General features: G+C 67.8%; 20 protein-coding genes. 3 read left to right on the top strand and 17 right to left on the bottom strand.

The features are described 5' to 3' along the window. Window positions 1-68 precede the first annotated feature (68 nt). The 6 genes from EEB19_RS08445 to EEB19_RS08420 form a co-directional block, all read right to left on the bottom strand. Window positions 69-992 (bottom strand): TauD/TfdA family dioxygenase, encoded by a 924-nt coding sequence (locus tag EEB19_RS08445; protein WP_187585091.1) that lies wholly within the window; start codon window positions 990-992, stop codon window positions 69-71. Window positions 993-1337: 345 nt separating this feature from the next. After that, the gene (locus tag EEB19_RS08440) at window positions 1338-2144 is read right to left on the bottom strand and encodes an ABC transporter ATP-binding protein (protein WP_262365531.1); all 807 of its coding nucleotides are present in this window, start codon (window positions 2142-2144) and stop codon (window positions 1338-1340) included. Window positions 2145-2151: 7 nt separating this feature from the next. Then, the gene (locus tag EEB19_RS08435; protein ID WP_187585087.1) at window positions 2152-3219 is read right to left on the bottom strand and encodes an ABC transporter substrate-binding protein; all 1068 of its coding nucleotides are present in this window, start codon (window positions 3217-3219) and stop codon (window positions 2152-2154) included. Window positions 3220-3226: 7 nt separating this feature from the next. After that, the gene (locus tag EEB19_RS08430) at window positions 3227-4096 is read right to left on the bottom strand and encodes an ABC transporter permease (RefSeq protein ID WP_187585085.1); all 870 of its coding nucleotides are present in this window, start codon (window positions 4094-4096) and stop codon (window positions 3227-3229) included. Between the two features lie 44 nt (window positions 4097-4140). After that, the gene (locus EEB19_RS08425; RefSeq protein WP_187585083.1) at window positions 4141-5385 is read right to left on the bottom strand and encodes an MFS transporter; all 1245 of its coding nucleotides are present in this window, start codon (window positions 5383-5385) and stop codon (window positions 4141-4143) included. After that, window positions 5382-6728: an LLM class flavin-dependent oxidoreductase gene (locus tag EEB19_RS08420; protein WP_187585081.1), complete on the bottom strand. Its 1347-nt coding sequence runs from the start codon at window positions 6726-6728 to the stop codon at window positions 5382-5384. Before EEB19_RS08420 ends, EEB19_RS08425 begins: the two co-directional genes overlap by 4 nt. 318 nt (window positions 6729-7046) lie before the next feature. On the opposite strand from EEB19_RS08420, the gene EEB19_RS08415 reads away from it, so the two are divergent. The 3 genes from EEB19_RS08415 to EEB19_RS08405 are packed head-to-tail and all read left to right on the top strand — an operon-like array spanning window position 7047 to window position 9762. Beyond that, window positions 7047-8042 carry an ABC transporter substrate-binding protein gene (locus EEB19_RS08415; protein WP_262365522.1) on the top strand — a complete coding sequence of 332 codons (996 nt, stop codon included), beginning with the start codon at window positions 7047-7049 and terminating at the stop codon, window positions 8040-8042. Window positions 8043-8048: 6 nt separating this feature from the next. Continuing rightward, the gene (locus tag EEB19_RS08410; protein WP_187585077.1) at window positions 8049-8921 is read left to right on the top strand and encodes an ABC transporter ATP-binding protein; all 873 of its coding nucleotides are present in this window, start codon (window positions 8049-8051) and stop codon (window positions 8919-8921) included. Beyond that, window positions 8896-9762 (top strand): ABC transporter permease, encoded by an 867-nt coding sequence (locus tag EEB19_RS08405; RefSeq protein WP_187585075.1) that lies wholly within the window; start codon window positions 8896-8898, stop codon window positions 9760-9762. The genes EEB19_RS08410 and EEB19_RS08405 overlap by 26 nt, the downstream gene beginning before the upstream one ends. A gap of 44 nt (window positions 9763-9806) precedes the next feature. Here EEB19_RS08405 and EEB19_RS08400 read toward each other — a convergent pair whose 3' ends face one another. The 11 genes from EEB19_RS08400 to EEB19_RS08350 form a co-directional block, all read right to left on the bottom strand. Beyond that, entirely contained in the window at window positions 9807-10550 is a 744-nt protein-coding gene (locus EEB19_RS08400) for a sulfite exporter TauE/SafE family protein (protein ID WP_187585073.1), read from the bottom strand. Window positions 10551-10583: 33 nt separating this feature from the next. Next, on the bottom strand, window positions 10584-12158 hold the full coding sequence (gene purH / locus EEB19_RS08395) for a bifunctional phosphoribosylaminoimidazolecarboxamide formyltransferase/IMP cyclohydrolase (RefSeq protein WP_187585071.1): 1575 nt from the start codon (window positions 12156-12158) through the stop codon (window positions 10584-10586). Then, on the bottom strand, window positions 12155-12790 hold the full coding sequence (gene purN, locus EEB19_RS08390) for a phosphoribosylglycinamide formyltransferase (RefSeq protein WP_262365521.1): 636 nt from the start codon (window positions 12788-12790) through the stop codon (window positions 12155-12157). Before purN ends, purH begins: the two co-directional genes overlap by 4 nt. Before the next feature lie 62 nt (window positions 12791-12852). Next, window positions 12853-14472, bottom strand: coding sequence for a DUF6350 family protein (locus EEB19_RS08385; RefSeq protein WP_187585069.1), 1620 nt, complete (start codon window positions 14470-14472; stop codon window positions 12853-12855). Between the two features lie 231 nt (window positions 14473-14703). Next, the gene (locus tag EEB19_RS08380; RefSeq protein WP_187585067.1) at window positions 14704-15774 is read right to left on the bottom strand and encodes a hypothetical protein; all 1071 of its coding nucleotides are present in this window, start codon (window positions 15772-15774) and stop codon (window positions 14704-14706) included. A 157-nt stretch (window positions 15775-15931) separates the two neighbouring features. Further along, window positions 15932-17917, bottom strand: a complete 1986-nt coding sequence (locus EEB19_RS08375; RefSeq protein ID WP_187585065.1) for an acetoacetate--CoA ligase — start codon at window positions 17915-17917, stop codon at window positions 15932-15934. Beyond that, window positions 17914-19590: an AMP-binding protein gene (locus EEB19_RS08370; protein WP_187585063.1), complete on the bottom strand. Its 1677-nt coding sequence runs from the start codon at window positions 19588-19590 to the stop codon at window positions 17914-17916. The genes EEB19_RS08375 and EEB19_RS08370 overlap by 4 nt, the downstream gene beginning before the upstream one ends. A 110-nt stretch (window positions 19591-19700) precedes the next feature. Beyond that, a complete protein-coding gene (locus tag EEB19_RS08365) occupies window positions 19701-20588 on the bottom strand; it encodes a CoA ester lyase (protein ID WP_187585061.1) in 888 nt (295 codons plus the stop codon). Between the two features lie 2 nt (window positions 20589-20590). Next, a complete protein-coding gene (locus tag EEB19_RS08360; protein ID WP_187585059.1) occupies window positions 20591-21088 on the bottom strand; it encodes a MaoC family dehydratase in 498 nt (165 codons plus the stop codon). After that, window positions 21085-22230, bottom strand: coding sequence for an acyl-CoA dehydrogenase family protein (locus EEB19_RS08355; protein ID WP_187585057.1), 1146 nt, complete (start codon window positions 22228-22230; stop codon window positions 21085-21087). Before EEB19_RS08355 ends, EEB19_RS08360 begins: the two co-directional genes overlap by 4 nt. Next, window positions 22230-24266, bottom strand: a complete 2037-nt coding sequence (locus tag EEB19_RS08350) for a biotin carboxylase N-terminal domain-containing protein (protein WP_187585055.1) — start codon at window positions 24264-24266, stop codon at window positions 22230-22232. Before EEB19_RS08350 ends, EEB19_RS08355 begins: the two co-directional genes overlap by 1 nt. Between the last annotated feature and the right edge of the window lie 6 nt (window positions 24267-24272).

Raw genomic sequence — 24272 nt, 5'->3', positions numbered from 1 at the left:
CGTCCACGTCGCTCGCGAGAGGGCGAGCGGCGGTCAACCGGGGGACGAGAGTCGAACCGGGTGTGAGATCAGGCGGGGCCGAGCGGTTCGTCACCACGCAGCGTGATGCGATGCATGACGCGGCGGGTGTCGCCGTAGTCGCGATTCGCGTAGTGCAGGGTGTTCCGGTTGTCCCACATGACGATGTCGCCGAGACGCCATCGATGCCGGACGATGTGCTCGGGCTTCGTGATGTGCGCGTACAGGAGGTCCAGGATTCCCCTGCTCTCCGCCTCCGACACCCCCTCGATGTGCGAGGTGAAGCCCGGGTTCACGAAGAGGGACTTGCGTCCCGTTTCCGGGTGCACTCGGACGACGGGGTGCGAGACCGGCACCAGTTCGGTGACTTCCTCCCCGTCCCAAGTGTTTCCACGACCACCTCGGCGCTGCTTGAGGTAGTAGCCGAAGGCGCGGTTGCCGTCGTGGACGGCCGTCAGCTCGTCGACCAGACGGCGGACCGGCTCGGACAGCGAGAGATAGGCGAGCTCGGCATCGGCCCAGTTGGTGTCACCGCCGTTGCGGGGCAACACGATCGGACGCAGGATCGACCCCATCGGCGGACGCGGCATGAACGTGACATCGGTGTGCCACACGTCGGCGAAACCGTCGTCGGAGCTGTCGAGCGCGTAGACCTCGCCCGGGACGTCTCCGCTGTTCCACACCGGATGACCGGCCGTGAGATCGCCGAGACGACGGCCGAACTCGATGTGTGCGGCGTCGTCGATGTGCTGATCGCGCAGGACGACGACCTTGTAATCGACCAGCGCCTGACGGATGGCACGCACCTCGTCGTCCGATGACGACGCGACATCGACACCGCGGATCTCGGCACCGAAATGCGGACCGAACTCGTCGACGTCGAGTTCGACACCGGAGGAGACGATCCCGGAGGAGACGAGGCCGCCACCGGCGGTGAACTCAGGAGCGGAGACGGGGTGAGAGGTGATGGTCATGACGGTTCCTTCGTGGATCGATACGAGCAGGGCGGGGTCCGGGCGCTGCGGGCGGTGAGCCGTGGTGCGATCCGTCCGACCAGTTCATCGAGTGGGCCGTCATCTGCCGGGAGGGGAGGTACCCGACCCGACCGACTCCCCCGCCGGCGCGTGCTGCGGACGGCGACATGCGGCCGAGGCGCTGAGCAGGCGATGCGGAGGAGGTCACCCGTACTTTGTAACCGGCGGACGCCGTGGCGGACAGGGTTAGCCGCACGGTGAGGAAAACACCTCCGACTCGGTCTCCACGGCCCGGCGGCCGTCCCACACCGTCGAAGGTCCGGAGCGGGGGACCGTGCCGACCCGTCAGGCTGCTGCGGCCTCCTTGACCGCCGCACCCACCTCGGCGCGCAACGCCGCATACTCCGGCGAGCCCCGGAGTTCGTCGGCACTGACACCGGCACGCGGGAGGGGTGACGGGATGTCGAGCGCCACTCGTCCGGGCCGCCTGGTCAGCACGACGATCCGGCTGCCCAGGAAGGCCGCCTCGTCGGCACTGTGCGTGACGAACACGTTGGTGCGCCCCAGGTCTGTACTCACCGAGCGCAGATCCTCCTGCAGCCGTTCCCGGGTGAGCGCGTCCAGCGCGGCGAACGGTTCGTCGAGCAGCAGGAGCGAGGTCTCCGCCGCCAGCGCCCGCGCGATGGCCACGCGCTGTTGCTGTCCGCCGGATATCTCCCAGATACGACGGTCGGCGGTGTCGTCGAGACCCACCCGCGCGAGGAGTTCGTCGCGGCGCGCAGCGCGTCGATCCTTGGGCACCCGTGCATAGCGCAGGGCCAGATCAACGTTGCCGCCCACCGTCTTCCACGGGAACAGCCGCGGCTGCTGGAAGACGACGCCGGAGGTGAGGCCGGGCAGCGGCTGTCCCCCGGAGACCTCGACGTCGCCGACTGTCGCGGACTCGAATCCGGCGATGAGGCGCAGCAGGGTGGATTTGCCGCAGCCCGACGCACCCACCAGCACGAGGAACTCCCCCGGCGGGATGTCGAGGTCGACCGGGCCGACCGCGGTCACCGCACCCGCGCCCTGGCCGTAGGTCTGCGACACGTTGCGCAATGCGATGGCACCACGCAGGTCGGGACCTGCGGCGGGGCGATCGGCCTCGACGATGCGGGCATCACTGCTGTTCGACGACACCGGGCAATCCCTTGGTGTAGATGGCCTTCTGGAAGGTGTCCAGCGGCGGCGCGGACGGGATCTGCTGCTGCTCGGCGAGGAACTCCGCTGCGCTGTACAGGTTCTCGGCGACATTGCCGGGATTGCCCTCGGTGCCCAGCCAGGTCGGCGAGGTCAGTTCGGCCACGGTCAGGTATGTCCCCTGCTCGAGCTGGTCAGCCGCATCCTCGGGGGTGGTCCCGAGTTGCGCTGCGATCGCCTGGGCAGCTGCGTTCGGATCGTCCTTGATGAGGGTGAGGGCCCGGGCCTGGACCTCACGCCACTTGTCCACGGCCTCCGGATGTTCGGTCGCGAAGGACGACGACACGACACCGAGATCCAACGTCGGCTTGCCCGCGGTGGCGAGTTCACGGCTGGCGATGATCGTCTTGCCCGTCTTGCGGAGCTCGTCCAGGGTCGGGAGCCAGGTGTAGACGGCGTCGACATCGCCACGCTGCCAGGCGGCGAGCGATGCCTGCGGCTGCAGGTCGATCAGGTTGACGTCCTTGGGATTCACGCCCGCCTGATTGAGCGCGGCGAGCAGACTGTAGTGCGCGGTGGAGGCGAAGGCCGTGGCGACCCGCTTGCCCTTCAGGTCGGCGACGGTGTTGATCCCGGTGCCATTACGCGCCACCAACGCCTCGTTGTCGCCCGCGACGTCGAGGACGAAGGCCACCTGGTACGGGATGTTCAGCGGCGCAGAGAGACCGCGCGCAACCGGGCTGGAACCGATGGCCGCGAAGTCGACCTCCTTGGCGACGAAGGCGGTGTTGATGTCGGCGCCGGAGTCGAACTTGGTCCACTTGATGTTGTAGTCCGGCAACGCTTCCTCGAGCCAGCGGTTGTTCTTGACGATGAGATCACCGCTCGGGAACGACTGGTAGGCGAGGCGGATCGTGGGTCTGCTGTCGTCGGACCCCGAATTGTCCACCGAGCAGCCGGCGATGACCATGACCAGCGCGGCGATGATGCCGAACACCGAGCTCAGCCGGCGTGCTCTCGAACGGTCATTCGTACGGTTGATTGTCATTGCGGTATCAGACCTTTCCGCGCCAGGGCACCACACGGTGCTCGATTACCCGAAGGATGCCGTCGATGATCAGTCCGGACAGACCGATGGCGATGATGCCGACCAGGACGACAGGTGTGTTGTTGTAGTTGCTGGCGTCTTTCACCACGCCACCGATGCCGGGAATGCCGTTGAAGAGTTCGGCGGCGACCACCGAGGAATAGGCGATGCCGACGGACAGGCGGATTCCCGTGAAGGTCTCCGGCAGCGCCGACGGGACGACGACGTCGCGGACCACCTCACGTCGCGACGCACCCAACGCCCGGGCCGCCTCGATCAGGCTGACCGGGGCCGCGCTGACCGCGGTCGTGGTGGCGACGGCGGCGGGTGGCAGCGCCGCGAGGGCGAGCAAGGTGATCTTCGGAGCCTCATCGATACCGAGCCAGATGACCAGCAGGAAGAAGTACGCCAGCGGGGGCAGCGCCCGCAGGAAGGTCAGCCACGGCTCCAGGAGACGTCGCAGCCAGCCGATCGTCCCCATCGCAAGGCCGAGCAGAACCCCTGCGACAACGCCGATCACGACGCCGGCGAACACGCGCCGCAACGTCATGTAGAGGTGTTCCCACCAGTAGTAGTCGGCATAGCCGCGCACACCGTCGTGGGTCGTGGACATGTCGATGAAGGCCTGCCAGACGGTACCCAGGCGAGGCACGAAGGTCTCACTCCAGATGCCACTGATCGCGATCAGCTGCCACACAAGGAGGAAGACGACCACCGACAGGAGCGGGAGGCCCACCCGCGTCGCCAGCGAACGCAGACGCGAATCCCCCGTCACGCGTGGGGCGCCGGGCCGCCTGCCACCGGCTTCCTCGGGCGTGATGTCGACAAACAAAGTCACCAGCAATGTCTAGCGGCCGGTCAACCGTACAGCCAGACTTTTCCTCAGCGTGACGCGAAGCTCGTCGCCGATGTGTATTTCGGCACATATCGTGCGAGGAGGAACGCACCGGCCGCCGACAACCCAGCGGCGGCGAACACGGCTGCCGCGAGTGGCGCGATCGCGGCGAGTCCCGCGATCGACAAGGGGCCGAGGAGGAACCCGGCGTCGTGCGACAACCGCCACACGGCGAGGAACTCCGCCCGCCCGTTCGCGGGGGCCACGTCGGCGCCCACGGTCATGATCACCCCGTTCCCGAACCCGCTGCCGATTCCGAGCACCACCGAGACCGCCGCCAGCGTGACCAGTGATCCGGTGAACGGGACGAGCAGATAGGCCAGTGCCAGCACGAGGATCGACGGGATCGCGACGAAGGTCCGGCCGAATCGGTCCATCAGGTGTCCGGCCGGATAGGCGCACAGGACGTCGACGCCCGCACCGAGGGCGAAGACGAGACTTGCTGTCGCGGCCGACAATCCGAGGTGATCGGTCCATAGCGGAAGGGTGGAGTCCCGCGCCGCACGGGCGATTCCGAGCAGTAGCGAGCCCATGCCCAGCGTGGCGAGAAGCCGCCGATGCCGCGAAAGTGTCGTCGCCAGACCCACCGCGGAATCCGACCGCTGCGCTCCGTCGGGATCTGGAAGACGCACCATGAGCAGCCCGGCGACCACCACCGCGACCAGCTGGACGACGAATCCGCCGCGGACACCGCCCAGGGCGATGGCCCCCGCCCCGACGACGGGACCGAGGAAGAACCCGAGGCGCATAGAACCGCCGAACAGTGACATCGCGCGGGCACGCCAGGCGAACGGGACAGCCAGCGACAGGTAGTTCTGTCTCGCCAAGCCCCACACGGCGTTCGCCAGGCCGACAGCGAGGATCCCGCCACACAACATCGCGATCGTCTGGGCGACGATGCAGAGCAGAACACCGCACACGGCGACCGCGCTCGCCAGGATGATCGATCGCCGCTCACCGAGCCGAGCGACGATCTGACCGGATCCCATGTCGCCCAGCACCTGGCCGAGGCCCACCACCGCAACCGTCAGTCCCGCCACCGCACCGCTCGCACCCATGTCGAGTGCGGTGAGAACCATGACGGGCGCGGCGGCCCCCTGCCCGATCCCATAGGCTGCCGCCGGGAGGTACACAGTGGACGCGAGCGACCGCAGCGGCCGCGCACCGAGATCGGCGATCGGCACACCGTCGTCGGTGTGCTCGACACGGCCGCGATCGCCGAGCGAGGTCATCCGAGGGCGGTTGCGACGCCACCGAGGACGGAGCGGTCACCCGCACCGTGTCCGCCGATACCGTAATTCCCGGCCAGCGTCTGCGCCGAGTAGTCGGTCCGGAACACGCCGCGCCGCTGCAGGATCGGGACGACCTGGTCGACAAAGTCTTCCAGGCCGCCCGGCAGGTAGGGAGGCATGATGTTGAAGCCGTCGGCCCCGCCGGCGTCCGCCCAGGCGATGAGATCATCGGCGATCTGCTCCGGCGTGCCCGCGATCGATCGGTGACCACGTCCCCCGCCGAGTCGACCGAGCAGCCCACGGACGGTCAGGTCCTCCTCCGTGGCGAGGTGACGCACCAGGGTGGACCGACTCTTCTGGCCCTCGATCTCGGACTCCGGCGGCAGCTCGGGAAGGCGGTCGTCGAGCGCCAGACCGGTGAGGTCGGTCCCGAACACCGCCGACAGCTGACGCAAAGCGTAGTCGGGCGAGATGAGGTCGGTGAACTCTTGTTCGAGTTCCCGTGCACGCTGCTCGGTGTCGGCGATGTAGGGCACGATCCCCGGCAGGATCTTGATGTCGGAGGCCCGCCGCCCGTGCCGCACCGCCCGCGACTTCAGGTCGTCATAGAACACACGGGCGTCGGCGATGCTGCGCTGTGCGGTGAACACGACCTCGGCGACCCGGGCGGCGAGCTCCTTGCCGGCATCCGAGGAACCGGCTTGCACCAGGACCGGCCTTCCCTGCGGGGACCGCGGGGAGTTGAGCGGACCGCGGACCCGGAAGTGCTCTCCTTCGTGATCGAGCGTGTGGACCCGGGCCGGGTCAGCGAAGACGGCGTCCTCCACATCGAGCACCAGGGCATCGGAGTCCCAGCTCTCCCAGAGCTTGACGACGACGTCGACGAACTCCTCGGCGCGGGCATAACGATCGGAGTGATCGGGCGTGTCGGGGCCGCCGAAGTTCCGGGCCTCGTCGGCCTGGGCAGAGGTGACGATGTTCCACCCCACACGCCCGCCACTGATGTGTTCGAGCGAATTGAAAGCGCGCGCGAGCGAGTACGGACTGTTGTACGTCGTCGAGGCCGTCGCAATCAGCCCGACGTGTCGGGTGTGCGTGGCCACGGCACTCAGCAGAGTCAGTGGTTCGAAGACCGACGGCGTGTTCCTCGCGATGTTCGGCCCTACCGCGAGGATGTCGGCGAGAAAGATCGAATCGAGCCTGCCACGTTCGGCGATCCGACCCAGTTCCACGAAATGATCCACATCGAGGAGGCGGTGACGATCGGTGCGCGGATGCCGCCACGCGGCCTCGTGGTGTCCGACCCCCATCACGAAGGCGTTGAGATACAGGTGTTGTGGCATCCGGTGAAACATCCTCTCGCACAGTCCCGTAGGGAACTTTCCCATGTCCGGACACGTCATCACAGATCGCGGCGGAGTCCGAATCTTTCGGTCACGATGATTCGATCAGCGCGATCCAAAGCCTCGCAGTAGGGCATGCGGGTCGCCTACGTTGCCGTGAGACGCCCGGCGTCGCTCACCTGTCCGGATTCGGCTCCACCACACGGACTCCGCCGCCGGCCACACGGCCCGTCACCACTTCACGGCACCAGCATGAGCTGTGCCTCATGGAAGGAACAACTCTTGCGAACAGCGAGTATTCGCGCCACCGTATCGATCGTGACGGCACTCGTCGTCGGCGTCGGGACACTGACGGCGTGCTCGTCGGAAGCGGCGAGCGAGAACGGTGTCACCACCCTGCGCTACCAGGGCTGGTCCCAACAGGTCACTCCGCCCGAACTGGCCGAGGCCCTCGGTTATTTCGACGGCAAGGTCAAACTGCAATGGGTGGGCAACACGATCAGCGGTCCGCAGGAAATCCAGCAGACCGCCACCGGTGAGACCGACTTCGGAGGCGCATTCGCTGGTGCGGTCGCCAAGCTCGCCACCGCCGGCGCGCCGATCAAGGCCGTCATCAACTATTACGGCGCCGACGAGAAGACCTTCACGGGCTACTACGTCCTCGACAGCAGTTCCATCAAGAAGCCCGAGGACCTGGTGGGCAAGAAGATCGGCGTCAACACGCTCGGCGGACAGAACGAGGCCGACATCTATACCGTGCTCAAGGGCAAGGGTCTGAGCACCGAGCAGATCAAATCCGCGCAACTGGTCCCGCTGCCGCCGCCGTCGATCGAGGATGCGTTGCGCAAGGGCCAGATCGACGCCGCCGCCCTGACCGGTCAGTTCCAGCAGCGTGCCGTCGCCGCCGGCGGGGTGCGGCCGGTCTTCACCGAGCCCGAGGCCTTCGGCCCGATCAACGGCGGACCCTACGTGTTCCGCAATGATTTCATCGGCAAGAACGAAGGTGCCGTCCGCACGTTCACGACCGGGGTCGCAAAGGCACTCGAATGGGAGCGCACGACCCCGCGTGAGGCAGTGGTCGCCAAGTTCACCGAGATCATCAACGCGCGAAAGCGCCCCAACGAGAACACCTCCACGCTGAAGTACTGGCTGTCGGTCGGCGTGCCGAGCAAGTACGGCGAGATCTCCGACACCGACTTCACCCGCTGGGAGGGATGGCTGCGCGACACCGGCGGCGTGGACGACAAGCTCGAGCCCTCCACGTTCTACACCAATGAGTACAACGATCTGCTCACCCAGCAGGGCAAGGACTGACCGGCGATGTCACCCCAGGACGGACGGCCACCCAAGATCTCCATCCGAGGTGTCAGCAAGGTCTTCGGCGACGAGAAATCCGCACGACGTACCGTCGCGCTGAGCGACATCGACCTCACTGTGTCCGACGGCGAGTTCCTGACCCTCGTCGGCCCCAGCGGATGCGGCAAGTCCACCCTGCTCGAGCTCATCGGAGGGCTCACGACACCGACGTCCGGAGCGCTCGAGCTCGACGGCGAACCGATCACGGGGCCCGGCCTCGATCGCGGAATCGTGTTCCAGCAGTATGCACTCCTTCCCTGGCGCACGGCGCAGGCCAACGTCGAACTGGGCCTCGAGGTCGAGGGGAGGCTGAAGAAGAAGGACCGGGCGGCACGAGCTCGCGAGGTCCTCGACCTCGTCGGCCTCGACTCGTTCCGCGACCGCTATCCGAACGAGTTGTCGGGAGGTATGCGCCAGCGTGTGGCCATCGCGAGAAGCCTCGCGTACGAGCCGAAGGTCCTGCTGATGGACGAACCGTACGCCGCGCTCGACGCGCAGACGCGCGAGCTGCTGCAAATCGAGTTGTTGCGGATCTGGGAACGCACCGGAGCGACCGTCGTGTTCATCACTCACGGCATCGAGGAGGCGATCTACCTCGGGCAGCGAGTGGCGGTGATGTCGGCGCGTCCCGGACAGATCAAGACCATTCTCCCGATCGACCTCGGGGACCGGTTCGCCGGCAACGACATCCGGTCCACTCCCACGTTCACTCGCTACCGGCACGAGGTGTGGGAACTGCTCCATCACGAGATCGCCCGGGCCGTCGGCCTCGAGTCGACCGGCGACATCACACCGAGAGAGGTGACCCACGATGGTCAGCACAGTCGAATCGCGTGACACGGTGACCGAGACCCCGGTGGCGGAACCAGGTTCCCTACCGTCGCCGCCGCCGCGCGCCGAACCCGGACGTGGTCGGACTGCGACCCTGCGGGCGCGGGCGATTGCCGTCCGATCCTCGGCGATCGTCGCGTTCCTCGCGCTGTGGCAACTCGCACCCACCTTCGGGTGGGTCGACAAGACATTCCTGTCGCCGCTGTCCGAGGTGCTCGCCGCCGCATGGGATCTCATTCTCAGCGGCGAGTTGTGGACCAACACCAGTGCGAGCCTGATCCGCTCGTTGAGCGGGTTCACGATCGCGGTGCTGGTCGCGGTCCCCGTCGGACTCCTGATCGCCCACTACAAAACCGTGAGCGAGATCCTCACCCCGCTGTTCACCGTCTTCCTGAACACCGCCGCCGTCGCCCTGCTCCCCGTGTTCGTCCTGATCTTCGGCATCGGGGAGACGTCAAAGATCGCCATCATCACCTACGCCTGCTTCTGGCCGGTGCTGTACAACACGATCAGCGGAGCACGCAACGTCGATCCGTTGCTCATCCGATCCGTCGAATCCCTCGGCGTGACGGGGCCGCGCCTCTTCCAAAAGGTGATCGTCCCGGCCGCGCTGCCCACCATCTTCACCGGCATCCGACTCGCCGGCGCGGCGTCCATCGTCGTGCTCATCACCACCGAGCTCGTCGGCGCGAAGGCCGGGCTGGGCTATCTGATCAGCAACAGTCAGTTCAACTTCCAGATCCCGCAGATGTATGCCGGGATTCTCACCGTCGCCGTCGTCGGCGTCGGCTTCAACGGGTTGCTGGCCTGGGCCGAGAAGAAACTGACCCGCGGGCGCGCCGGCTGATCCGGATACCTTCCCGCGGGTTGGATCCGCGGGGTCGGGCGAGCTCAGCGCAGGGCGAGCCAGACCGCGAGGCCGAGGCCGCCGATACCGACGACGATGCGCAGGGGCTCGGCGGGAAGACGTTTGACCACCGGTGGCCCGCACCATCCACCGAGCAGGCACCCGATCGCCATCGCCACCGCGGCCCACCAGTCGACGTCTGCCGAGATTATGAAGATGACGGCGGCGACGGTGTTCGCGACACCGAGGAACAGCGACTTCGACAGCGCCGCACGCCAGAGCGGTTCGTTGGTGAGCACCAGCATCAGCGCGAGGACCATGATGCCCGCGCCGGCCCCGAAATAGCCGCCGTACACCGAGATCACGACCAGGCTGACGAGCCACGTCCATGGCCGGTCCTCGTGGCTCGTCGCCCACCGCCGCAACATCGGCTGGATGAGCAGGGCGACTGCGGCGAGCGCCACGAGGTACGGCACGATCGCCTCGAATGCGTTCGGCGGCGTGAGTAACAGCGTGATGGCGCCGATGGTGCCGCCGATGAGCGACGCGATCACACCACCGATCAGGCGACGACGGTCACCGTCGAGGAGGACGCGTCCGGACTGGGCGGTGCTGCCGATCCCGACCGCCACGAGGGACACCGTGTTCGTGACGTTCGCGATCACCGGGTTGAGACCGACGGCGAGCAGTGCCGGATAACTCACCACCGACGCCAGTCCGGTGATGTAACCGATCAACCCGGCGCCGAACCCCGCGGCGACCAGGAAGGCGAACTCCGCCGGGTTCACGGCCGTGCGAGGGCGGCGGTGCGGGTCAGGGTGTCAGTGCGCAAAGTGTCGTGCGCCGGTCAGGTAGAGCGTCACCCCTGCCTCGGATGCCGCCTCGATGACCTCGTTGTCGCGGATCGACCCGCCCGGTTGCACAACCGCTCGCACACCACCGGCGATCAACACCTGCAACCCGTCCGGGAACGGGAAGAACGCATCGGATGCGGCGACGCTCCCGGTCGCCCGTTCGCCGGCACGGGTGACGGCCAGGTGTGCGGAGTCCACCCGGTTGACCTGTCCCATGCCGACACCGACGGACGCGCCGTCGTGGGCGAGGAGGATCGCATTGGACTTCACCGAACGGCAAGCACGCCAGGCGAATTCGAGATCTGCGAGGACGTCGGGCTCGGCGGGGGCGCCGGCCGCAAGGGTCCAGTTGGCCGGCGAGTCGCCGTCGGCGTCGAGGACGTCGCGCTGCTGGACGAGCAGCCCGCCAGAGATCGGCTTCGTCTCGACACCACGGCGCGGGGGCGCCGGGGCGGTCAACACACGAACGTTCTTCTTGCGGGTCAGGACCGAGAGCGCGCCATCGGCGAACCCCGGCGCGATGATGACCTCGGTGAAGATCTCGGCGACCTGCTCGGCCATCTCCACGGTGATCTCGCGATTGGCCGCGATGACGCCACCGTAGGCGCTCACCGGATCGCAGGCGTGCGCCTTGCGGTGCGCCTCGGCGATATCGGTACCGACAGCGATCCCGCACGGATTGGCGTGCTTGATGATCGCAACGGCGGGCGCGTCGAAGTCGTGCGCGCTGCGCCACGCGGCGTCGGCGTCGGTGTAGTTGTTGTAGCTCATCTCCTTGCCGTGCAGCTGTTCGGCCGAGGCGAGCCCGCCACCGTTCTCGCTGACGTAGAGGGCGGCGGACTGATGCGGGTTCTCTCCGTAACGCAGCACCGACGACCGGTTCCACGTCGCACCGATCCAGTCCGGGAAGTTCTCCGAATCGGTCGGAGGCGCCACCACACTCGACATCCAGGACGCCACGGCGACGTCGTAGTCGGCGGTGTGACGGAACGCCTTGGCCGCCAGCGCCTTACGCTCGGTGAGCGAGAAACCGTCGGCGGACAGGGCATCTCGCACGAGACGATAATCGTCGGGATCGACGACGACGGCGACCGACGGATGGTTCTTCGCCGCACCCCGGACCATCGACGGTCCGCCGATGTCGATCTGTTCGACGCACTCGTCCGGCGACGCGCCCGACGCGACTGTCTCGGTGAACGGGTACAGGTTGACGATCACGAGATCGAAGGCGGCGATGCCCAGTTCGGAGAGCTGCTCGACGTGGCTCGACTTGCGACTGTCGGCGAGGATGCCCGCGTGCACCTTCGGGTGCAGGGTCTTGACGCGCCCGTCCAGGCACTCCGGGAAGCCGGTCAGGGTGGACACCTCGATCACCGGGACACCGGAATCGGCAATGGTTTTCGCGGTGGATCCGGTGGAGACGATCTCCACCCCGGCGGCATTCAGCGCCGTCGCGAGGTCCGCGAGGCCGGTCTTGTCGTACACGCTGACGAGTGCGCGCCGGATCGGTCGGCGGTCACTGCCGGAGGTCTGTGCGTTCACGGGATGTCGGCCTTTCGTCCGTCTATCACTACACCTTTGGTGACGAGGGCCGTCACCACGTCGGCGAGCAGGACACGCTCCACCGATTTGATTCGTTCGTGGAGGGAGGCCTCCGTGTCGTCGGGACGGACCGCGACCGGCTCCTGCGCGAGGATCGGCCCGGTGTCCACGCCGGCATCGACGAGATGGATCGTCGTCCCGGTGATCTTCACGCCGTGGTCGAGTGCGTCGGCGACACCGTGCGCACCGGGGAACGACGGCAGAAGTGCCGGGTGGGAGTTGACGATCCGGCCGCCGAATCGTGAGAGGAAGTCCTGCCCAAGGATTTTCATGTACCCCGCCGTGACCACCCATGCCGGTTCGACTGCGGCCACCGCGGTGGTGAGCGCCGAGTCCCACGCCGGGCGATCCGGGTGGTCGCCGATCCGGCAGTCGATCAGCGAGATGTCGCGCTCCCGCGCGATCTGTGCGGCCCGGCAGTCTCGGTCGACCACGATTGCGGCGATCTCGAAAGGGGCGCCGTCGTCGGCGCGGTCGAGCAGTGCCTCGAGCAGCGAGCCGGTCCCCGACGCCAGTACCGCAATGGGTACGCGAACCGCAGGCACGGGAGTTTCGGCCGACACTGCGTTCACACTGCAGAAGCCTAGTGGGCGGTCGCGGTGGCCGGGCCGTCGGGGCCGATCGGCGACCGGGTTCAGTGACGGCCGAGGGGGCGGTCGGCCTCGTCGCGCCCGACGCGGGGCCCGGTCGGATCGGCGACCTCACCGGCGAACGACACCTCGTCGGACGGATTGAGCATGTCGTCGGTCATCGTCGAGTCGTCGTACTGCAGATCTTCGTGGTCGCGGTCGACGTATCGGACGCGGCCGCCCGACGGGCTCCGGTTGGCGCCGTCCTCGTCCGAGTGGTCGTCATGGGCGTCGGCGTGGTGGTCGACGTCGTCGGAATTCTCGTCGTCGAAATACTCGTCGTCGGCGTAGTCCGCATCGGTGTCGTCGGCGTCGTCGTACTCGTTGTCCCAGTCGTCCGCGTCGAACTCGTCGTACTCGTCGGTGAGGTAATCGTCGTCGTAGCCGTACCCGTCATCGTCCAGGTCGTCGTCGACGATGACGCCGGCCGTCTCGCGTGCGGCCCGTGTCGTCGGCAAGGCTGCGTGGATCAGCGCCACCACCAGCCCGACGACCGCGATCCACCCGAGGGTGAAGACTCCCGCCGTCGGAAGCGTGACGCCGGCACCGCCGAACTCACCGAGTTCCCCACCGGCCATGGCGCAGAGTATGACCATCACCGATGCGGCGACCGCCGCCGCGACCGTCACGGACCGGACGTTGGCGAGCGGGTCGATGTTGCGGCAGCGCAGTGCGACCGCCAGAGCGATGAGCACGGGGACCAGGAAGCCGACGATCCCGGGGAGGCCGGCGGAGGTGTCGGGCAGCGCACCGAGCACCGGCAGTGGCGGGACCGGACCGGCGTGCACGGCGGTGAGGTCGACGGTGGTACCTCCGACGTGCGCGTCCGAACCCACGAGCACGGCCGCGCTCGCGACGACGACGTTCGGCAGGTAGAGGATCGACAACACCGTGAGGCCCAGGTAGCCGTCGAAGTCGTTGCCACCGGCGATCAGGTCCCCGACGAGGCTCCACCGCAGCAGCAGCCGGGCGATGACGAGAACGGTCGCGCAGGTGAGCAGCGCGGTGACCGCGACGCCACCGGCACGACCGCCACGGCGCACGGACGCGGTGATCGCGAACCTCTCGTACAGATCGTCGCGCCGTCGCCACGCGATCCAGGCGCCGGCGGCAGCGGCATGGATGCCGAGGGTGTAGCCGAAGGCCAGCAGCGCCGGCGGACTCTGCACCGGTTGCACCGACATACCGTCCATCACCACCGCGAGCGACAGCGCGGTCATCAGCAGGGGGCCACCCAATGCCGAGCAGAACACCGGGACGAGTTCGGAGGCGGAACGCTCGGGACCACTCGCCGAGGCGGCCATCCGTCCGGTGCCGACCGCGACGAGGAGCGTGGGCAGCAACGGCAGCACGCCCACCGACACCCCGCTGATCGTCACCGGTACCTGGTGAATGGCCAGCCATATCGTCCCGACGGCTGTGGCGAGGCCCTCCAGACCGCTGCCGGCGAACAACAGCACCGCCAGGACCGACACCAACAGGACAGCCATCGTGATCACGGGTACGGCGAACGCCACGACCACGAGTTCACGCGCCGAACCGTCGGTCACCGACCGTTGCGCACGGTTCGATCGCCGCACCTGACGGAGACGCGACGCGAGATTCTCAGCAGTTGGCGTGGGCATCGCTACGAGCGTGGCACGCCACAACCGTCACACACGGCAGACGCGCCGCACACACCTGGAGAAAGCGACACACGCCTCAGGCCGAGGTCGTCACACCTCGTGTCTCACGCTGGACGCGCCCCCTACGCCGACGACACGAGCGCCACCGCAGAGATGGGAGTGTCTGGATCATCCAGCCATCCACCCGCCGGCGGTGACGCTCGTGTCGTCGTGGTGAGGAGGTGAGGGGGGTCAGCCCTGCTCGGGTTTCTTGATCACCGAGGTGGCGTCCGACCCGGCCTCACCGGCCTGTGTCACGCGCTCGGATCCGTATCCGCCCGGCGCCGTACCCGCGTCGGCAGCGCCCGCCGACGGCGTGTAACCCGCGGACGACGTCGGCCCCTGCGACGGGACCTGTGTGTACGCGGAGGGGTCATAGGTCGGCTGGCGACCGAGCGCCGAGGAGCCGTAACCGCTCGCGTCGCCGTATGCGCTCGACTGCGCGTCGCCGAACGCGGTCGTCGGTGCCTGCGTCTGGGCGTGCGTCTGGGTCTGTGCCTGCGTCTGCGGGGCGACCGATGCGCTCGCGTCAGTCGCGGCGCCGGTCGTTGCCGGCGCGACCTTGACCAGTCCGAGCGCCACGACCAGCCAGAACACGGCGATACCGGCGACGATGATGGTCAGTGCCAGTTGCGCGTAGTCGACGCCCGAGTTCTTGACGAACTCCGAGCCCTGCGACGCAGTGTGGATCACCGCGTAGATGTCGGTGATGACGGTCGAGACCGCTGCCGCCGCGATCACCGGGACCGCGTAGATCGCCTCGATCTTCGGGTGCAGGGTCAGCAGGGCCAGGACCGCGATGAACGCGAGGTACGGGAGGTAGGACCCGAAGTTCCAGAAGCTGGTGATCGCGTCGACGGCCGCGACGGCTCCGACGGCGATCGCGAGCAGCTGACCGATGTTGGCGGGCAGCCCCTGGCTCGCGGGCTTCGGTGCCGTGTAGCCGTACTGCTGGCCGGGCTGCTGACCGTAACCCTGTGGGTACTGCTGTCCCGGCTGCTGGCCATAGCCCTGCGGATACTGCTGTCCCGGCTGCTGGCCATAGCCCTGCGGATACTGCTGTCCCGGCTGCTGGCCGTAACCCTGCGGATACTGCTGCCCCGGCTGCTGGCCGTAACCCTGCTGGCCGTACGCGGGCTGCTGTCCGGAGCCCTCGGCCCCGAAGTTCTGCTGCCCGTATCCGGCACCCTCATGCTGGCCGGACTGTGAGTAGCCGCCGTACTGCCCGTATCCCTGCTGGCCGGAACCCGGTTGGTAGGTCATCGCATCTCCTGCTCAGTCGTCCTTCGCCCCACGGTGAGCGCTCGTGTCGTCGCCCACGCTAGTACATGTCCCGGACCGTCCCCGCCCGCCTGCGGCGCGGATCCACCGGAATGGGCCGATGACCTCGGCAGTGAAGAACCGATCGGATATGGCTCGGTCAGCGCCAATGGTGGGCACGCCCCTGCTCGGCGTACCACTCGATGAGACCGTGGTCGTCGACCGATCTGGGGTCGATGCTGACCTCGGATCGTCCCGCGAGGATCCCCGTGACGGGCACCTCGAGTTTCTTGCCCGTCCGGGTGTGCGGGATACCGGGGGCCTCGATGACCTCGTCCGGCACGTGGCGCGGTGACAGCCGACGACGTACCTCGGCGGCGATACGGGACCGCAGGTCGTCGTCGAGGGTGGCATCCGGCACGAGCGTCACGAACAGCGGCATCCAGTACGCGCCGTCCGGTCCGTCGACGCCGAGGACGAACGCCTCGGCGATCTCGTCGATCCCCTCGACGACCTCGTAGATGTCGGCCGATCCCATCCGGATCCCGTGCCTGTTGAGCGTGGCGTCGCTGCGGCCGTGGATGACCAGCGAACCGCGATCGGTCACGGTGACCCAGTCACCGTGCCGCCAGACGGGTACGTCCGACGGGACGGCCCATTCGTGGTCGAAGTAGGCGGCCCGATACCGGACGTCGTCGGGATCGTCCCAGAAGGACACGGGCATCGACGGCATCGGAGCGGTGATCACCATCTCCCCCACCTCGCCGACGAGGGGCGTGCGGTCGGGAGCCCAGCTCTGTAGGGCCACACCGAGGTAGCGCACCGACAACTCGCCCGCGACCACCGGGACACCGGTCGACCCGCCCGCGAACGCGGTGACCACATCGGTTCCTCCGCTGATCGACGAGATCGGCAGGCCGCGTTTCACGTTGTCGTCGACCCAAATGAACAGGTCGGCGGCCAGGGTCGATCCGGTGCTGCCCAGGGTGCGCAACGCCGACAGGTCGTGTTGACGACCGGGCACGAGGCCGGCCTTCCGCGATGCCTGGAGTTGACCGGGACTCGTACCGAAATAGGTGACGTTCTCCGATTCCACGATCTGCCAGAGCCGATCCGCGTCGGGCGACAGCGGTGACCCGCTGTAGCAGACGATCCGGGCCCCGCAGAGCAGTCCGGCGACCTGGTAGTTCCACATCATCCAGCTCAGCGCCGTCTGCCAGAAGAACACGTCGTCGGGTCCCAGGTCGCCGTGCAGTCCGCCGGCCTTCAGATGCTCGACGACGACCCCGCCGTGGCCGTGCACGATGCCCTTGGGCCGGCCCGTGGTCCCGGAACTGAACAGCACCCACAACGGATGGTCGAACGGCACCTGCGCGGGCGCCGTCGCAGATCCGTCTGCACTGACCGCGTCGGCATAGGAGATGCGGGCGGGCCCGGCCGCCGGGCCCGGATCGCCGACGACGACGTGGGCGACGAGTTCGGGCAGCAGAGCGGCCAGCGCTGCGCTGTCGGCCGTCTTGTCGACGTCCTTGCCGTTGTAGCGGTATCCGGCGGCACTGATCAGCACCTTGGGTCGCAACTGTGCGAGCCTGCCCGCCGCACCCTCGGGGGCGTAGTCCTGGCCGCATCCCGACCAGATCGCCCCGATGTAGGCGGTACCGAGGAACGCGACGACCGCCTCGGGGACGTCGGGCAGATAGGCGGCCACGACGTCACCCTCACCGACCCCCAGATCGGTGAGGGTACGGGCGAATCCGGTCACCAGCCCCGGCAGCTCCGACCAGCCGATGGCGGTGCGGGCGCCGTCCTCGTCGAGTCCGACGACGGCCGGTCCGGGCCGGTCGCACCGGCGGAGAATCGCCGAGACGTAGTTCAGTCGCACGCCCGGAAACCATCGGGCACCGGGCATCTCATGGTCGGCGAGCACCTCGGCATCGTCGGCGATCGGTGCATCGTCGACGGTCGACGCGATCTCGCCGAGATCATAGAAGTCCCACAGTGCCCGCCAGAACGCGGCGGGCCGGTCCACCGACCACTGCCACAACTGTGCGTAGTCGGCGAGATCTTCGCCTGACCGCCCACGCGCCAACTCGACGAACGCCTCGATCTGGGTTGTGGCAGCGGCATTCTCGGCGTCTGTGCTCATCGCCCGGTACCCGCTCCGTTCTCGCTGCCGTCCTCACCGGTGTCGAGACCGAGGATGTCGACGGCCTCGGCACGCATCTGCACCTTGCGGACCTTGCCGGTGACCGTCATGGGGAATTCCTTCACGACGTGCACATAGCGTGGGATCTTGTGGCGCGCGATCTTGCCGGTGGCGAACGCGCGCAGATCGTCGTCGGTGAAATCGGTTGCGTCGTCGCGCAACCGGACCCACGCCATCAGCTCCTCACCGTATTTCGGGTCGGGCACGCCGACCACCTGCGCGTCGAGGATGTCCGGATGGGAGTAGAGGAACTCCTCGATCTCGCGTGGGTAGATGTTCTCGCCGCCGCGGATCACCATGTCCTTGATGCGACCGGTGATCCGGACGTATCCGCTGTCGTCCATCACCGCGAGATCACCGGTGCGCATCCAGCCCTCGTCGTCGAGCACCTCTGCGGTCTTCTCGGGGTTGTCCCAGTATCCCTTCATCACCGAGTAGCCCTTGGTGCAGAACTCACCGGTGTCGCCGCGCTGCAACGTTTCCCCGGTGCCGGGGTCGATGACCTTGATCTCGAGGTGCGGACCGACGCGGCCGACGGTACCCACGCGGAGTTCGAGCGGGTCGTCGACCCGCGTCTGCGTGGACACCGGGGAGGTCTCGGTCATGCCGTAACAGATCGACACCTGCCCCATGTGCATACGGTCGACGACTTGTCGCATCACGTGCTCGGGACAGGGTGAACCGGCCATGATCCCCGTACGCAGGGACGACAGATCGAAGCCGTGGTCGTCGCCACGCTCGTCGAGCAGGGCCAGCTCGGCGATGAACATCGTCGGCACCCCGTACAGGCTGGTGCAGCGGTATTCCGACACCGCTGCCAGCGTTGCCGCCGGATCGAACGCCGGCGCCGGGATGACCATCGCCGCACCGTGACTGGTCGCCGCGAGGTTGCCCATCACCATCCCGAAGCAGTGATAGAACGGCACGGGCAGGCAGATCCGGTCGGCCGCGGTGTAGTCGAGGAGCTCCCCGACGAGGTAGCCGTTGTTGCCGATGTTCCGGTGGGACAGCGTCGCGCCCTTCGGGAATCCGGTCGTCCCCGAGGTGTACTGGATGTTGATCGCATCGTCGGGCGACAGCGAGGCGGCGATCTCGGCCACCGCGGCCGCCTCCGATTCGGTCGGCTCGGCGAGCAACGCTGTCCACTCGGGGGATTCGAAGAGGACCACCTCACGCAGGTCGGGACAGTCCGGGCGCGCCTGCTCCAGCATCGAGGTGTAGGCGGAATCCTTGAATCGCTCGGCGGCGAGGACGACGCTCGTCCCCGACTGCGCGAGTGCGTACTGGATCTCGTTCTGACGGTAGGCGGGATTGAGATTGACCAGGACAGCGCCGATCTCGGCGGTGGCGTACTGGGTCAACACCCATTCGAACCGGTTGGGAGACCACAACCCGACACGGTCGCCCGGGCGGACACCCAACCGGTACAGGCCTGCCGCCAGTGCGCGCACATCGCGCAGGAACTCGGTGTAGGTCCACTGCCGCCCCGCGGCCGCGTCGATGAGGGCGACGTTGTCGCCGTAGGACGCGGCGGTCGCCGCCAGGGTCGCCCCGATCGTCTCGGTGAGCAGATCGGGGGTGTTCTCACCGCGGGCGTACGCCGGTTCGGTCATGGTCTCGCTCCGGTTTCTCGGTCTTGGTCATCTCGGGTGGTCACGGGACTACGGTCACGGATTCGGGGTCGGCGACTCCGGCAACGGCTGAGGGCGACCCATGGGTCGCCTCAGGCCTCGGCGGCCGGCTCGCCTGCCGGGACGTTCTCCAGGGCCTCGGCGCGGGCCAGGACGACCTCGGCCTGCCGCAGTACCGGTCCGTCGATCATCTGGCCGTCGATGCTGAACACTCCCCCCTTGTGTTCCGCCGACCCGTCGACGACCTGTCGGGCCCATTCGACCTCGTCGTCCGACGGCCGGTACCCGGCCCGGATGTGGTCGACCTGCGACGGGTGGATGCATGCGGTGGCGGTGTAGCCCAGGGCGACCGCGTCCCGGACCTCGGCGACGAGGCCGTCGACGTCATTGATGTCGAGGTGCACCGAATCGACGGCGAATCGGCCGTGGGCGGCCGCGGCGATACGGACGCTCGACCGCACCCACCGTGCGACATCCCGGTACTGCCCGGCACGTTCCTCACTCGGCCCGAACCTGCTGGACTTGCCGCCGAGCCCGGCCACGAGGTCCTCGGCGCCCCACATCAGCCCGATGCAGTTCACCGCCGCAGCGATGTCGTTGACACGCGTGGCACCGAGCGGCGTCTCGATGAGGGCGACGGTCTGCAGGGCCGTGTCGATGATCGAGTCCACGTCCTCGGCCTTGGCCTGCATCACGACCCGGTAGTTGGTGTCACCGATCGCGGCCAGATCACGCCGGTAGTCGCCCGTGCCCGCTGGGTTGATCCGCACGATCGTCCGGTCCGGGTCGAGGGGATTCGCGACGAGGGCCTCACGCGCGGTTACCCGGTCCTCCGGGGACACGGCGTCCTCGAGATCGAGGATGACCACGTCGGACCGGTCCAGTGCCTTCTGGTAGCGCTCGGGCCGGTCGGCCGGACAGAACAGCATGGCGGGACCGGGTGGCGTCCAGGCATTGGCGGGCTGGCTGTCGAAATGCATTGCTAGGTCACTGGCTCCTTACGCACCAGCGTGGCCCGCGCGGCACGCGCTACGACCTCGCCGTGCTGGTTGCGTCCTATGTGGGTCAAGTTCACCACGCCCTCGCCGGGTCGCGACCGCGATTCCCGTTTGCCGGTGCATTCGGTCTCGGCGTAGAGCGTGTCACCGGCGAAGAGCGGTGCCGGGAAGGCGACCTCGCTGAAACCGAGGTTGGCGACGAGGGTGCCCTGGGTCAACTGTGACACCGATAGACCGACGATCGTCGAGAGGGTGAACATCGAGTTGATCAGACGCTGCCCCCCGAAACCCGGTTGCTGCGCCGACCACGCAGCATCGAGGTGCAACGCCTGCGTGTTCATGGTGAGGGTGGTGAACAGCACGTTGTCGGCCTCGGTCACCGTCCGGCCGGGGCGATGTTCGTAGACGGTGCCCTCGACGAACTCGCCGAACCACAGTCCGCGCTGGACGACCCGGACCGGATCGGAGCCCTCGGCGCTCACGAGAACCCGAGCTCTCGCGCGATGAGCATGAGCTGCACCTCGGTGGTGCCCTCCCCGATCTCGAGGATCTTCGAGTCACGGTAGTGGCGCGCGACCGGGTACTCGTTCATGAAGCCGTACCCGCCGTGGATCTGGGTGGCCGTCCGTGCGTTGTCCATCGCCGCCTCGCTGGAGATCATCTTGGCGATGGACGCCTCCTTCTTGAACGGCTTGCCCGCGAGCATCTTCGCCGCCGCGTCGTAATAGGCGGTGCGAGCCACATGCGCCCTCGCCTCCATCCGCGCGATCGCGAACGACACCGACTGGTACTCACCGATGGGTTTGCCGAACGACTGACGTTCCTTCGCGTACTTCACGCTCTCATCGACGCAACCCTGGGCGACGCCGGTGGCGAGCGCCGCGATCGCGATACGTCCCTCGTCCAGGATGGACAGGAAATTCGCGTACCCGCGGCCACGTTCGCCGAGCAGATTCTCCGCCGGGACACGTGCGTCGACAAAGGACAGCGGATGCGTGTCCGAGGCGTTCCAGCCGACCTTGTTGTAGGCGGGCTCCGCCGTGAAGCCCGGGGTGTCGGACGGCACGACGATCGTCGAGATCTCCTTGCGTCCGTTGTCTTTCGTCCCGGTCACCGCCGTGACCGTGACCAGTGAGGTGATGTCGGTTCCCGAATTGGTGATGAACTGCTTGGCGCCGTTGATGATCCACGAGTCGCCGTCCTGCTTGGCGGTGGTCGCGGTGGCACCGGCGTCGGAGCCGGCGCCCGGCTCGGTGAGGCCGAACCCGGCCAACGCACGTCCGGTGGTGAGATCGGGCAGCCAGCGCTGCTTCTGTTCCTCGGATCCGAAGCGGTAGATCGGCATCGCGCCCAGACCGACACCGGCCTCGAGGGTGATGGCGACCGACTGGTCGACCTTGCCGAGTTCTTCGAGGGCGAGTGCGAGCGCGAAGTAGTCGCCGCCCATCCCGCCGTACTCCTCCGGGAACGGGAGGCCGAAGAGCCCCATCTTGCCCATCTGGGAGACGACCTCGTACGGGAAACTGTGTTCCTCATCGTGTTTCGCGGACACCGGCGCGACCACCGACTGGGCGAAGTCGCGGACGCTGCCGATGAGGTCGGTGTACTCCTGACCGAGTTCCATCAGTCCTCCTTCTGGACGTTCTGTACGTGGGCGAGCGCCTGACCCGCGGCGACCTTGTCGCCGACGCCGGCGGAGATCGCGACCACGCCGTCGATCGGCGCGGTCAGGGTGTGCTCCATCTTCATCGCCTCGACGACGATGATCGCGCTGCCGGCGGTCACCGTGTCCCCTTCACCCGCGGTGACAGCGACGACGGTTCCCGGCATGGGACTGAGGATCTCGCCCGCATGCTCGTCGGCTTGTTCGTCGAGTTCGGGCCGGGCCAGGTCGAGCAGCCAGGTGCCGCGCGGCCCCGAGACCCACCAGGTGTCGTCGTCGCAGGTGGCCGACCACGATTGGCTGACCCCGTCGACGATGAGTCGTGCGGACACCTCGCCGCCGCGGTCGACGCGTCGGTGTTCGACAGCGGCCTGCCACGGTTCGCGATCGGTGTCGTCGACGCTGACCGTCGCCGTCGCGACGACGGTGTCCTCCGACGCGGACTCGACCAGAATCGACACGGTCAGATGATGCTCGCCCCAGGTCAGCCGGGTCACCACCGGTGACGGTGTTCCGATCCGCCAGCCCACCGCCGACTCCCAGACATCGCGGGTGTCCCGCGGCCCGATGCGCGCGACGCCGACCAGCGCTGCCGCCTCGGGGATCGGGAACGGCACCGCGTAGTCGAGAACGAGCCGGTCGAGCAACTCGGTGTCGAGGTCGGCGGCGAGCACGGCGGGTTGCGCGAGGACGAATCGGCAGAAGTCGACGTTGGTGACCACTCCGAGGACACGGGTGTGGGCCAGCGCCTGGTCGAGGCGTTCGATCGCCTCCTCGCGGTCCGATCCGTGGGCGATCACTTTGGCGAGCATCGGGTCGTAGTCGCTGCCGACGACGAGGCCCTCGACCATGGCCGAGTCCACGCGCACACCCGTACCCGGCCCGGTGTCGGGGTGTTCGAGATGGGCGATGCGACCACCGGTGGGCAGGAATCCGTTGGCCGGGTCCTCGGCGTAGACGCGAGCCTCGATCGCGTGGCCGGTGAGGACGATGTCGTCCTGGGTGAGTGCGAGGTGCTCGCCGCGGGCCACGCGGATCTGCTGCTCCACCAGGTCCACACCCGTGACGAGTTCGGTCACCGGATGTTCCACCTGCAGACGGGTGTTCATCTCCATGAAGAAGAACTCGTCTGGGCGGTTCGCGGAGACGATGAACTCGACGGTGCCGGCGCCGGTGTAGCCGACGCTTCGTGCCGCGTCGCAGGCGGCCGCACCGATCCGCGCGCGGGTCCGCTCGTCGAGCAGTGCCGACGGCGCCTCCTCGATCACCTTCTGGTGCCGACGCTGCAGAGAGCATTCCCGCTCGCCCAGGTGGATCACCGAGCCGTGCTCGTCGGCGAGGACCTGGACCTCGATGTGTCGTGGGGTGTCGACGAAGTGCTCGAGAAACAGGGTGTCGTCGCCGAAGGCCGATCCGGCTTCGCGGCGTGCACGCTGCAGCGCGGCCGGGAGATCCTCGGCGCGCTCGACTCGGTGCATGCCCTTGCCACCGCCACCGGCACTGGGTTTGATCAGCACCGGGAAACCGATGTCGGGGGCGGAGGCGATGAGGTCCTCGTCCGACAGGCCCGGACGGGACAGGCCCGGCACGACCGGGACGTCACGTTCGGTGACCGCGGCACGTGCGGTGATCTTGTCACCCATCGTCGCGATGGCCTCGGCGGGCGGACCGATGAACGTGATGCCCGCATCGGCGAGAGCTGCGGCGAATTTCTGGTTCTCGGAAAGGAATCCGTAGCCCGGATGCACCGCATCGGCTCCGGTCTGCTGTGCTGCGCGCACAACGGCGGCGATGTCCAGGTAGCTGTGGGTCGCGGCGGCCGGCCCGATCCGGACGGCGACGTCGGCGAGCCGCACATGGCGGGCGTCGGCGTCGGCGTCGGAGTAGACGGCGATGCTGCGAATCCCCATGCGCCGCAGGGTGTCGATGACACGGCAGGCGATCTCGCCGCGATTGGCGATCAGGACGCTGCGGATGGGGCGGGGGCTGGTGTCCATGGTGGC

Origin of the sequence: Gordonia sp. OPL2, from assembly GCF_003797825.1 — a bacterium.
Classification (GTDB): Bacteria; Actinomycetota; Actinomycetes; order Mycobacteriales; family Mycobacteriaceae; genus Gordonia.
The sequence above is the reverse complement of the archived record's forward strand: the minus strand, read 5'-3'. Positions and strand labels throughout refer to the sequence as shown.

Excerpts from the sequence above, each read along its gene's own strand:
- EEB19_RS08445 (WP_187585091.1), bottom strand. The coding sequence starts at position 992 with ATGACCATCACCTCTCACCCCGTCTCCGCTCCTGAGTTCACCGCCGGT.
- EEB19_RS08435 (WP_187585087.1), bottom strand. The coding sequence starts at position 3,219 with ATGACAATCAACCGTACGAATGACCGTTCGAGAGCACGCCGGCTGAGC.
- EEB19_RS08425 (WP_187585083.1), bottom strand. The coding sequence starts at position 5,385 with ATGACCTCGCTCGGCGATCGCGGCCGTGTCGAGCACACCGACGACGGT.
- EEB19_RS08420 (WP_187585081.1), bottom strand. The coding sequence starts at position 6,728 with ATGCCACAACACCTGTATCTCAACGCCTTCGTGATGGGGGTCGGACAC.
- EEB19_RS08410 (WP_187585077.1), top strand. The coding sequence starts at position 8,049 with ATGTCACCCCAGGACGGACGGCCACCCAAGATCTCCATCCGAGGTGTC.
- EEB19_RS08405 (WP_187585075.1), top strand. The coding sequence starts at position 8,896 with ATGGTCAGCACAGTCGAATCGCGTGACACGGTGACCGAGACCCCGGTG.
- EEB19_RS08385 (WP_187585069.1), bottom strand. The coding sequence starts at position 14,472 with ATGCCCACGCCAACTGCTGAGAATCTCGCGTCGCGTCTCCGTCAGGTG.
- EEB19_RS08380 (WP_187585067.1), bottom strand. The coding sequence starts at position 15,774 with ATGACCTACCAACCGGGTTCCGGCCAGCAGGGATACGGGCAGTACGGC.
- EEB19_RS08375 (WP_187585065.1), bottom strand. The coding sequence starts at position 17,917 with ATGAGCACAGACGCCGAGAATGCCGCTGCCACAACCCAGATCGAGGCG.
- EEB19_RS08370 (WP_187585063.1), bottom strand. The coding sequence starts at position 19,590 with ATGACCGAACCGGCGTACGCCCGCGGTGAGAACACCCCCGATCTGCTC.
- EEB19_RS08365 (WP_187585061.1), bottom strand. The coding sequence starts at position 20,588 with ATGCATTTCGACAGCCAGCCCGCCAATGCCTGGACGCCACCCGGTCCC.
- EEB19_RS08355 (WP_187585057.1), bottom strand. The coding sequence starts at position 22,230 with ATGGAACTCGGTCAGGAGTACACCGACCTCATCGGCAGCGTCCGCGAC.
- EEB19_RS08350 (WP_187585055.1), bottom strand. The coding sequence starts at position 24,266 with ATGGACACCAGCCCCCGCCCCATCCGCAGCGTCCTGATCGCCAATCGC.